This is a genomic window from Mycobacterium sp. TY815, assembly GCF_030755135.1.
Classification (GTDB): domain Bacteria; phylum Actinomycetota; class Actinomycetes; order Mycobacteriales; family Mycobacteriaceae; genus Mycobacterium.
On record NZ_JAUFRX010000001.1, the window covers coordinates 182,220 to 192,259 of the forward strand.

The window sequence follows — 10,040 nt, forward strand, 5'->3', positions numbered from 1 at the left end:
GAACTCGCGCACGGAGCTCAAGGGCGCATGGCCACCGGAAGATCTGCCGCCCACTGGTGTCCCCAGTAGCTGTCAGCGGTGATTTCCTCTGCGGTGTAACGGTTTTCGTCAATGCGCATGCCATCGGTACCACACTCGATGTCCCAGTCGCCGGGCGTGCGGATACCGCACCGTGGCATATCTCGAGGGTGGCGCCGCCCGGGTCCAGCCCTCCTAGATCAGCGCGCGCAGCGGCCCCATAGGTGGCTCGACGCCGAACGAACTCAGCGCAGAGGCGTGGTAGGTGGAGCCGGGCACATGGATCGCGTGCAACTGGCCGACATGTACGTCGCGCCAGTACCGCTGCAGGGGCTTGTCCATCCGCGCGGCGTTGCCGCCGGAGCGGGCGAAGATCTCGTCGACGGCGGACACCGCGCGCCACACCGCGCGCACCTGGGTGCGGCGTCCGGCCGCGCGGTCGGCGAACGACACCTCTTTGCCGGCGGCCACCATGTCGTAGATGCGGTCGGCGTTGGCCAGCAGTTCCTGGCGGGCGGCGTTGATGTCGGCGGCGGCCTCGCCGATCGCATACATCACGTAGGGGTCGTCCTTGATCGCGGTTCCGGTGGCGCCGACGCGTTCCCGTTGGTAGTCCAGGTGTGCGGCCAGTGCGCCTTCGGCGATGCCGATGGTCGCCGCGGAGATGCCCAGGGGAAACATCGTCGACCACGGCATCAGGTACAACGGCTCGGTCATGCCGGCCTCGCGTTGCGCGGTGCCATCCATGACCTTCGTCGCGTCCATGGTCCGGTAGCTCGGTACGAATGCGTCCTTGACGATGACGTCCTTGGAGCCGGTGCCGCGCAGCCCCACCACATCCCACGAGTCGTCGACAATCTCGTAGTCCTTGCGCGGCAGGATCATATGCAGCATCCGGGGCGGCATCAGCGGAACGCCTTTGGCGTCGGCGAGCATCGCGCCCAGGATGATCCAGTCGCAATGGTCGGTCCCCGAGCTGAACTGCCAGCGCCCGTTGAAGACATATCCTCCCTCGACGGGCCGGGCCACGCCCTGCGGTGCATAGGGAGAAGCCATCCAGGTGTCGACGTCGTCGGCCCAGATCTCGGCGGACACCTTCGGGTCGGCATAGGCCAACTGGTACGGGTGCACGCCCACCACGCCGACGATCCAGCCGGCCGCCGGGTCGAGTGCCGCAGTGGCCATCGTCGTCTCGGCGAACTCGCGCGGGTGTACCTCGAAACCTTGGTACTGCTTGGTCTGTAGCAACCGGATCAGCCCGGCGGCCTTCATCATCTTGACGGTGTCGTCGGTGAGCCGGCCGATGCGCTCGGCCTCCGGCCCCTGCTCGCGCAGTTGGTCCGCCATCTCCACTACCCGGTCGAGTACCCGCTCGCTCATGCTGTCGTCCTAACGTTCGGTGGGCTACTTTCTGGTTTACCTCAGCCGGTCGCCGAAATCGCCCCCACGGCCCAATGACCGGGAACCTGCTAGGTCTGGGCGAGCACGACGACCTACCGTGGGTTCTTGTGAACGGTGAGCACCCTTTAGACGCATTGGTGGTGGGCGCGGGATTCGCCGGCCTGTACGCCCTGCACACACTGCGCGCCCGGGGCCTGCAGGTGCGGGTGGTCGAGGCCGCCCCGGAACTCGGCGGCACCTGGTACTACAACCGGTATCCCGGCGCCCGCTGCGACGTGGAGAGCGTCGACTACTGCTACTCGTTCTCCGACGAGCTCCAGCAGGAATGGAACTGGACCGAGAAGTACGCGACCCAGGCCGAGATCCTGCGCTACCTGAACTGGGTCGCCGACAAACTCGACCTGCGCCGCGATATCGCGTTCAACATCCGCGTCGCCGCCGCGGTGTTCGACGAGGACGCGCTGCGCTGGACGGTCACCACCGACACCGGGCAACGGATCGAGGCACGCTTCGTGCTGATGGCGACGGGTCCGCTCTCGGATGCCATGACCCCCGAGTTCCCGGGATTGGACACGTTCGCGGGCGAGGTCTACCACACCGCGCGCTGGCCACACGAACCCGTCGACTTCACCGGTAAGCGGGTGGCCGTGATCGGCACCGGATCCTCTGGTATTCAATCGATTCCGATCATCGCCGAGCAGGCCGCGCACCTGACCGTTTTCCAGCGCACCCCCAACTTCAGCGTTCCGGCAGGCAACAAAACGCTGTCCGGCGAAGAACTCGACGAAATCAAACGCGGGTACGCGGAGCGGCGCCGGCTGTCGTGGCGCAGCGGCGGTGGATCGCCGCACCTCACCGCGGCCAAGCCGGCCATGGAGTTCAGTGCCGAAGAGCGCCGCGCGGCATTCGAAAAGCGTTGGCAGCTAGGTGGAGTCTTGTACTCCAAGACCTTCCCCGACCAGACGGTCGACCCGGCCGCCAACGACGCGGCCCGCGAGTTCTACGAAGAGAAGATCCGCGCCGTCATCGACGACCCGACGGTCGCCGACCTGCTGATCCCAACCGACCATCCGATCGGAACCAAGCGAATATGCACCGACAGCAACTACTTTCAGACCTTCAACAAGCCCACTGTGACACTGGTCAGTGTGCGTGACACCCCAATCGATTCGGTGGACAGCACCGGCATCAACACCACCGACCGGCATTACGACCTCGACATGATCGTCCTGGCAACCGGTTTCGACGCGCTCACCGGGGCTCTGGCGAAGATCGACATCGCCGGACGCGGCGGCGCCAGGCTGCGCGATCGGTGGGCCCACGGGCCGTGTAGTTACCTCGGACTGGGTGTCGACGGCTTTCCCAACCTGTTCGTGATCTCCGGGCCGGGGGCGCCAGCCGTGCTGGCGAACATGGTGTTGCACGCCGAGGCGCAGGTGAACTGGATCGCCGACGCCGTCGAATACCTGGACAACCACGGCTACGCCGCAATAGAAGCCGGCGCCGAGGCAGTGGACAGCTGGGGCGCCGAATGTGCGCGACTGGCCGACGCGACGTTGTTCACCAAGGCCAACTCGTGGTACATGGGCGCCAATGTGCCCGGCAAGCCCAGGGGTTTCATGCTGTTCATCGGTGGCTTCGCCACCTACAACCAGATTTGCGCCGAGGTCGCCGATGCCGGCTACAAGGGGTTCGAACTCGTCAAGAAGCCGGGAACGCCATGACGGACGCGGCACGGTACGGGCCTTGGGCGGTGATCGCCGGGGGCTCGGAGGGCGTCGGGGCGGAGTTCGCCGCGCAGCTGGCGCAGGACGGGGTCAACCTGGTGCTGATCGCGCGCAAGCCGTCCCCGCTGGAGGAAACGGCGCGCCGCTGCCGCGACCTCGGCGCGCAGGTGCGCACGATCGCCGTGGATCTGCTTGCGCCCGAATCGATCTCCCGGATCGCCACCGACACCGCCGACCTGGAGGTCGGGCTGTTGATCTACAATGCAGGAGCCAACACCTGCCGCGCTGAGTTTCTCGACGCCGAGCCGACGGACGTCCAGAACGTCATCGACCTCAACGTGACCCGGATGCTGGAGCTGGTCCGGCATTTCGGCCGCCCGATGCGGGAGCGGCGCCGCGGCGGCATCATCCTGGTCGGCTCCCTGGCCGCCACGTACGGGTCGATGCAGCAGTCGGCCTACGCCGGGGTCAAGGCTTTCGGCCGGCTCTTCGCCGAGAGCCTGTGGCTCGAGCTCCGCGAGTACGGTGTCGACGTGCTGGAGCTCCTGCTGGGCGTCACCCGCACCCCGGCGATGGAGCGTGCCGGGTTGAATTTCGATGTACCCGGTCTGATGGTGTCGGAGCCGGCCGACGTGGCCCGCGAGGGATTGGCGAATCTGCCCAACGGCCCGGTGCTCGTCGCCGGTGACAACGCAGCCGCGTTCCGGTGGGGCAGCGGACCTGACCGGGCCGCGATCGTCCTGGGCGCGCACAGCCGCGTTCAGGCCCTACTGGGCGGCGGGAAGTAGGCATGACCGACATCGAAGACCTGCTCGCCCGTGTGCGCCTACTGGAAGACGAACGCGACATCGCCCGGTTGATCGCCTCCTACGGCCCGGCGGTGGATGCGGGCGACGCCGACGCGGCGGCGCGCCTGTGGGCCCAGGACGGCGTCTACGACATCGACCTGATGCGGATGCAGGGCCGCGACGAGGTGCGCGCCATGGCCGACTCCAGCGCGCACCAGAAGATGGTGGCGCACGGATGCAGCCATTTCCTGGGACCGGTGGTGGTGACGGTCAACGGCGACGACGCGGAGGCAGTCTGCGAGTCGTTGGTGCTCGTCCGCGACGGCGACGGCTACCGCGTATGGCGGGCTACCGCAAACCATTTCGCGCTGCGCCGCATCGACGGGCAGTGGCGGATCGGCATCCGCACCAGCCGCGTGCTCGACGGGAACCCCGATGCCCACGCCTTGCTGGCCAAAGCGTGGAACGGCGCTTAACCCCGATTCAAGAACGCCAGGACCGTGCTCTCGAACGCGGCCTTGGCCTCGATCATCGCCCAGTGCCCGCAGTTGGGGAACACATGCAGCTCGGCGTTGGGGATGGTGCGCATCGGGATGATCGCCATGTCCAGGGGACTCACCCGGTCGTCGCGTCCCCACGTCAGCAGCGTGGGGGCGGCCACCTTGTGCATGACCGCCCACGGCATCGGGCGGTCGGTCGCACCCATCGCCGCCATCATCGCCGCGTATGCGGCCTTGCCGTACATGCGACGCGCGGAGGCCAGCGTCTCGGGGCCGGTGGCCAACTGCCAGCGCTCCTCGATCAGTTCGTCGGTGACCAGTGACTGGTCATAGACCATCGACTTGAGCCAGTCGACCAGCCGTTGCCGGGTGGGGTCCTCGGTGAACTCCTGCAACAGCCGGATGCCCTCGCTCGGCCCGGGGCTGAAGGTGTTGGTGCCGATTCCGCCGATCGTCACCAGCCGGTCGATCCGGTCGGCGTACCGGATGGCGAAATTGATGCCGACGCCGCCGCCCATCGAGTTGCCGACGATATGGACACGTTCCACCCCGAGCGCGTCCAGAAACGGTGCCACCACTCCCTGGGCGGTGATCATCGGGTGACCGCCGAAGTCGGCGGTCACCCCGAATCCGGGGAATTCCAGGATCAGGCACCGGAACTGCTCGGCGAAGGTCGGCAGCACGCCACGAAAGTTGCGCCAGCCGCTGACGCCGGGGCCCGATCCGTGCAGGAACAGCACCACCGGGCCGTCGCCGTGGTCGTAGTAGCGCAAAGTGCCTACCGGAGTATCGATTTCACGCAGGTCCGGCCGGGATGTTTCGGGACTGTCAGACACGTGTCTCACTGTGCCATGCCGGCGCGCCGAGCGGCAGTGGGCGTCCCGGCCGCGGCGGACTAAGTTCGAGACCGGCCGGCTAGGAGAAGGGACTGCAGTGCAGACCGCCACAGAATCGTCGCGAGAGCGTCTGATGGCCCGGTTGCGGCTGCTCACCGGGCCCGTGTTGACGGTGTTCGCCGTCGGCGCGTTGGCCCTCGGCGGCGTCGCCTGGTTGGCCGGTTGGCGGGCCGTGGCCGACGCGTGCTGGATCGCGGGCACCGTCAGTGCGATCGTGCCCGCATCGGTGTGGGTGCTGGCCGCGTTGCGCCGGGGCCGCGTCGGTGTGGACGTCATCGCGGTGCTCTCGCTGGTCGGGACGCTGTGGGTGCACGAGTACCTGGCCGGCGCGCTGATCGCGGTGATGTTCGCCGGCGGCAGGGCGCTGGACTCGGCCGCCGAGCGCCGGGCATCGCGGGACCTGCGGGCGCTGCTGGACCGCGCACCGCGATTCGCACGGCGGCGGGTCGGGACGCAGGTCAGCATGATCGATCTGGCCGAGGTGGCGGTCGGCGATGTGCTGGTGGTCGGACCCGGCGAGGTGGTGCCCGTGGATGGGCGGGTCACCGATCAGGTCGCGGTGCTCGACGAGTCCGCGCTGACCGGCGAGCCGCTGCTGGTCGAACGCCCGGCCGGTGACATGGTCCGCAGCGGTGTGGTGAACGCGGGCAACGCTTTTGAGTTCCAGGCTCACGCGACCGCCGCCGACAGCACCTATGCCGGCATCGTCCGGTTGGCGCAGCAGGCGGGCGCGCTGAACGCGCCGATCGTCCGGCTGGCCGACCGTTTCGCGGTCTGGTTCCTCCCGTTGACGTTGCTGGTGGCCGGTGCCGCGTGGTTCGTCAGTGGATCGGCGGTACGCGCCGTCGCGGTGCTGGTGGTGGCGACACCGTGTCCGTTGCTGCTGGCCGCGCCGGTGGCCATCGTCTCCGGACTGTCCCGCGCCTCGCGGGCCGGGGTGGTGATCCGCGGCGGGGGAGCGCTGGAGAACCTCGGCCACGCCAAGACGCTGGTGATGGACAAGACCGGCACCCTGACGATGGGACGGCCGACGGTGGTCGACGTGGTGGCGGGACCGGGGCGCGAGGCAGCCGAAGTATTGCGGTTGGGCGCCTCGGTGGACCAGTTCTCCCCGCACGTCCTGGCCGAAGCCATCGTCACCGAAGCACTCGGCCGCAAGCTGCGGTTGAGCCTGCCCACCGAGGTGGTCGAACAGCCGGGCAGCGGCGTGACCGCGACGGTGGACGGGCATCGGGTCATGGTCGGGAAGTTGCCCGCCGGCGATCTGGACGGCGCGTGGACCACCGCAGCGGTCAGTCGCGCCCGGCTGGACGGGGCCGGAATCGCCTGGGTCAGTGTGGACGGCGCCGCGGCGGGAGCGGTATTGCTGCGCGATCCGTTGCGCCGGCATGCGCCGCGGACGGTGCGGCGGTTGCGCGAAGCCGGACTCGAACGGTTGCTGATGCTCACCGGCGACCGTGCCGAACCCACCCGTGACGTCGCCAACATCCTGGGACTGGACGAGGTCCGTGCGGACCAGACGCCGGAGGACAAGTTCGCCGCGGTCCGTGAGGAGAGCGAACGTGCCGTGACGGTGATGGTCGGCGACGGCATCAACGATGCTCCCGCACTGGCCGCGGCCACCGTCGGCGTCGCGATGGGCGCGCGCGGTGCCACCGCGTCCTCGGAGGCTGCCGACATCGTGCTGACCACCGACCGCCTGGACCGGCTCGCCGACGCGATGGATATTGCCCGGTGGTCACGGCGCATCGCCGTGCAGAGCGCCGTCGTCGGCATGAGCCTGTCGCTGATTGCGATGGTGATCGCCGCGCTGGGCTGGCTGCCGCCCGCCGCGGGTGCGCTCTTGCAGGAGGGGATCGACGTTGCGGTGATCCTCAACGCGCTGCGGGCGCTGCGCGGCAATCCCGCCAACGATATGCAGGTTGACCCAGAAACCGAGCGGATGCTGTTGCGCTTCGCGGCCGAACACGACGCCCTGCGCGACACCCTCGGCCTACTGCGCGAGAGCGCCAACCACCTGGCCACCAGTAGAGATGCCTTGCCGGTGGAGTCCTTGGCCGCCGTGCACTCTCTGTTGGTCGACCGGATACTGCCGCACGAAGAGGCCGAAGAGACACAGCTCTACCCGGCGCTGGCCCGTCCGCTCGGCAGCAGCGAAGCGACCGCCACGATGAGCCGCACCCACGCCGAGATCAGGCGACTCGCCGACCGCATCGGCACCCATCTGACCGAGGCGCAGGCCGCCGGTGCGATACAGCCCGACCAGGTCGACGACCTACTGGCGTGCCTGTACGGGCTGTACACCCTGCTGCGGCTGCACTTCGTCCAGGAAGAGGAGAACTACTTCACCCTCGCCGAGGACGACAACGTGCCGGAGGAGTGAACCCCGTCACGCCGCGCGCGGCAGATCCCGTGGCGCCGCTTCGGTTTTCGGCTCGGGTGCGGCCGGCGTGGGACGCCAGCCGACGTAGGTCAGGTACAACCCGGCCACCGCGAGCAGGATGCTGGCCGTGATCCACATGCCGTCCATACCGATCGTGGCGTTGGCGGCGGCCATGAACGCCTTCGGGAAAGCGAGCAACATCGTTCCGCGAAGCGTGATGGCCCAGCCCATCACCGAAACTATGATCGCCGCCGCGCCCCGCCAGTAGGGGTGCAGTCCCACGATTGCCAGGCCGACAAGGAGTACCAGCGCACCGGTGACCCAGAACCAGACCGGACTGGACTCGAAACCGGTGAGCAGAGCGCGCATTTCGGATCCGCGCGAGACCGTCGTGATGCCGATGATGGCGAAGTAAGGGCCGAGTACGCGGGCGAAGTCACGCGTGCGGGGCTGCAGTGGTGTGGTGCTCATTTCGATACCTCCCGAAGGGAGACACTCGTCTCCCATACCACCATCTGAGCACCGGGAGCGGCCGTACGGGAGGGACCGAAGTCCCGAACCGAACGGACATTGGTCGCCGGCAACCGGTTTGGGGACTAAAGCCTCACGACCCGGACCACCTGGACAGATACCGTTTGCCATGACAAGGAGTCCGGCATGAAAGTCAGTCAGCGCCCGCACCGCGCCGCCGCCGCGCTCGCGTCTGAACGCATCATCCTGCGGACCGACCGCCGCTCGGCCCGGCTGGCGAGTTCGCTGCTGCTGGTCTGCGTTGCGGGTTGGTTGATCGTGGTGACCATGCATGACCGCCCGGCCGCGAACTGGTATGCCGAGGGCCGGTTCGGGTGGTCGGTTGCCCTGCTGGCGGCCGTGGTGCTCATCGCGCGCGGGGTGTTCCTGGGGCGACCGGTCACCCCGCGGCACATGGTCGGCTCGGCGGCGCTGCTCTCGGCGGGCCTGTTCGCTCACTTCCTGGCCTTTGGCGGGTGGGGCAACGTGCTGGTCGCCGCCAGTGGGCTGGTGCTGATGTGGCCCACTTCGGCCGAGCCGCAACCGGAGTTGTTGCAGCGGGTGTGGGCGCTTGTCGATGCCACCGAAGCAGACCCGCTGGCACCCTTCGCCATGCACTCGCTCAAGAGCTACTACTTCAATGCCACCGGCACCGCCGCGATCGCGTACCGGACGCGGCTGGGATTCGCCGTTGTCAGCGGCGATCCAATCGGCGATAAGACGCAATTCGAGCGGCTGGCAATCGATTTCGCCGTTATGTGCCGATCGCGGGGCTGGCGGGTCGTCGTCCTGGCGGGTGCGCAGCGCTACCTCGGTCTGTGGACCAGGGAGCTGATCGGGCAGGCGATGCTGGCGGTCCCGATCGGGCGCGATGTGGTGGTCGACGTCGAGCATTTCAGTCTGACCGGCCGCCGCTACCGCAATCTGCGCCAGGCCGTGCAGCGCACCCGCAATCGTGGTGTCACCACGGAGATCATCGACGAGCGAGATCTGGACGCGCGCCTGGTTTCCGAACTGAGTGAGGTGCTCTATGCATCACACGGCGGGGTGCGCACCGAGCGCGGGTTCTGCATGAACCTCGACGGAGCACTGCAAGGTCGTTGCCCTGGCGTCGCATTGGCCATCGCCCGCGACAGTGCCGGGCGCGCGGTCGCCTTCCACCGTTACGCCAGCGCCGGAGCGGGGTCCGAAATCACCCTCGATGCGCCGTACCGTCGGCCCGACGCCCCCAACGGCATCGACGAGCGGCTCACCGTCGACATGATCGCCGCCGCGAAAAGCGTTCATGCACGGCGCCTTTCGCTGGCCTTCGCGGCCTTTCCGGAAGTGTTCGACGCCGCCCACCCCGGAATACTGCAGCGCATCGCCTACCGGCTGATCCACCTGCTGGACCCGTTCATCTCCCTGGAATCGCTCTACCGTTATCTGCGAAAGTTCCACGCGCTCAGTGAACGCCGGTATGTGGTGTTGTGCACCCACCATATTCCGAGTGCGCTGGTGGTGCTGTTGTCGCTGGAATTCGCACCCAGGCGCCGCCGGCTACGGCCGACGCATCACCGTGTTGACGCCGGCGCGTGACTCTCGACGTAGCCGACCACGTCGGACAGGGTGCGCAGCGACGCGTACTCGGACTCGGGGATGTCGACGTTGAATCGTTTGTGGATGCCCAGCAGGAAGTTGAGCCAGTCCATCGAGTCGAGGTCGACCTGGTCGCGCAGCAGGTCGTCATCGGTGATGTCGTCCGCGTCAACTTCCGGTGCAATCGTCGTCAACACGGACAGGACAATCCCACGAGTGTCTTCTTGTGTTGTCATTCT

At 67.7% G+C, this 10,040-nt stretch carries 9 protein-coding genes and 1 pseudogene; 5 read left to right on the forward strand and 5 right to left on the reverse strand.

Translation table 11 applies throughout. The annotated features are described in order from the left end of the window. Nucleotides 1–17: 17 nt before the first annotated feature. Nucleotides 18–194 (reverse strand): annotated as a pseudogene (locus QXK92_RS00765) (2,3-dihydroxybiphenyl 1,2-dioxygenase); the annotation flags it as partial. A 19-nt stretch (nucleotides 195–213) separates the two neighbouring features. After that, nucleotides 214–1,398, reverse strand: a complete 1,185-nt coding sequence (locus tag QXK92_RS00770; protein ID WP_306239770.1) for an acyl-CoA dehydrogenase family protein — start codon at nucleotides 1,396–1,398, stop codon at nucleotides 214–216. Between the two features lie 74 nt (nucleotides 1,399–1,472). Here QXK92_RS00770 and QXK92_RS00775 point away from each other — a divergent pair, with 74 nt between their 5' ends. From QXK92_RS00775 to QXK92_RS00785, 3 genes are read left to right on the forward strand one after another with little or no spacing between them, the layout of a single operon-like run. Then, a complete protein-coding gene (locus tag QXK92_RS00775) occupies nucleotides 1,473–3,143 on the forward strand; it encodes a flavin-containing monooxygenase (RefSeq protein WP_371934250.1) in 1,671 nt (556 codons plus the stop codon). Further along, a complete protein-coding gene (locus tag QXK92_RS00780; protein ID WP_306239774.1) occupies nucleotides 3,140–3,934 on the forward strand; it encodes an SDR family oxidoreductase in 795 nt (264 codons plus the stop codon). The genes QXK92_RS00775 and QXK92_RS00780 overlap by 4 nt, the downstream gene beginning before the upstream one ends. Nucleotides 3,935–3,936: 2 nt before the next feature. Further along, nucleotides 3,937–4,410, forward strand: a complete 474-nt coding sequence (locus QXK92_RS00785; RefSeq protein WP_306239775.1) for a nuclear transport factor 2 family protein — start codon at nucleotides 3,937–3,939, stop codon at nucleotides 4,408–4,410. Here the strand turns inward: QXK92_RS00785 and QXK92_RS00790 are convergent. Continuing rightward, nucleotides 4,407–5,270 carry an alpha/beta fold hydrolase gene (locus QXK92_RS00790; protein WP_306239776.1) on the reverse strand — a complete coding sequence of 288 codons (864 nt, stop codon included), beginning with the start codon at nucleotides 5,268–5,270 and terminating at the stop codon, nucleotides 4,407–4,409. The genes QXK92_RS00785 and QXK92_RS00790 overlap by 4 nt on opposite strands. Before the next feature lie 133 nt (nucleotides 5,271–5,403). Here QXK92_RS00790 and QXK92_RS00795 point away from each other — a divergent pair, with 133 nt between their 5' ends. Continuing rightward, nucleotides 5,404–7,713 carry a heavy metal translocating P-type ATPase gene (locus QXK92_RS00795; protein WP_306244068.1) on the forward strand — a complete coding sequence of 770 codons (2,310 nt, stop codon included), beginning with the start codon at nucleotides 5,404–5,406 and terminating at the stop codon, nucleotides 7,711–7,713. A gap of 6 nt (nucleotides 7,714–7,719) precedes the next feature. Here QXK92_RS00795 and QXK92_RS00800 read toward each other — a convergent pair whose 3' ends face one another. Beyond that, on the reverse strand, nucleotides 7,720–8,184 hold the full coding sequence (locus QXK92_RS00800; protein ID WP_306239777.1) for a hypothetical protein: 465 nt from the start codon (nucleotides 8,182–8,184) through the stop codon (nucleotides 7,720–7,722). Nucleotides 8,185–8,370: 186 nt separating this feature from the next. Between QXK92_RS00800 and QXK92_RS00805 the strand changes: the two genes are divergently transcribed. After that, nucleotides 8,371–9,801 (forward strand): bifunctional lysylphosphatidylglycerol flippase/synthetase MprF, encoded by a 1,431-nt coding sequence (locus QXK92_RS00805; protein WP_306239778.1) that lies wholly within the window; start codon nucleotides 8,371–8,373, stop codon nucleotides 9,799–9,801. On the opposite strand, the gene QXK92_RS00810 is transcribed toward QXK92_RS00805, so the two are convergent. Then, nucleotides 9,777–10,037 carry a phosphopantetheine-binding protein gene (locus QXK92_RS00810; RefSeq protein WP_306239779.1) on the reverse strand — a complete coding sequence of 87 codons (261 nt, stop codon included), beginning with the start codon at nucleotides 10,035–10,037 and terminating at the stop codon, nucleotides 9,777–9,779. The two genes, QXK92_RS00805 and QXK92_RS00810, sit on opposite strands and share 25 nt — an antisense overlap. Nucleotides 10,038–10,040: the final 3 nt, after the last annotated feature.

Bases quoted from the DNA above. Each gene is read 5' to 3' on its own strand.
- QXK92_RS00770 (WP_306239770.1), bottom strand. From the start codon at position 1,398: ATGAGCGAGCGGGTACTCGACCGGGTAGTGGAGATGGCGGACCAACTG.
- QXK92_RS00775 (WP_371934250.1), top strand. From the start codon at position 1,473: ATGACCGGGAACCTGCTAGGTCTGGGCGAGCACGACGACCTACCGTGG.
- QXK92_RS00780 (WP_306239774.1), top strand. From the start codon at position 3,140: ATGACGGACGCGGCACGGTACGGGCCTTGGGCGGTGATCGCCGGGGGC.
- QXK92_RS00785 (WP_306239775.1), top strand. From the start codon at position 3,937: ATGACCGACATCGAAGACCTGCTCGCCCGTGTGCGCCTACTGGAAGAC.
- QXK92_RS00795 (WP_306244068.1), top strand. From the start codon at position 5,404: ATGGCCCGGTTGCGGCTGCTCACCGGGCCCGTGTTGACGGTGTTCGCC.
- QXK92_RS00800 (WP_306239777.1), bottom strand. From the start codon at position 8,184: ATGAGCACCACACCACTGCAGCCCCGCACGCGTGACTTCGCCCGCGTA.
- QXK92_RS00805 (WP_306239778.1), top strand. From the start codon at position 8,371: ATGAAAGTCAGTCAGCGCCCGCACCGCGCCGCCGCCGCGCTCGCGTCT.
- QXK92_RS00810 (WP_306239779.1), bottom strand. From the start codon at position 10,037: ATGACAACACAAGAAGACACTCGTGGGATTGTCCTGTCCGTGTTGACG.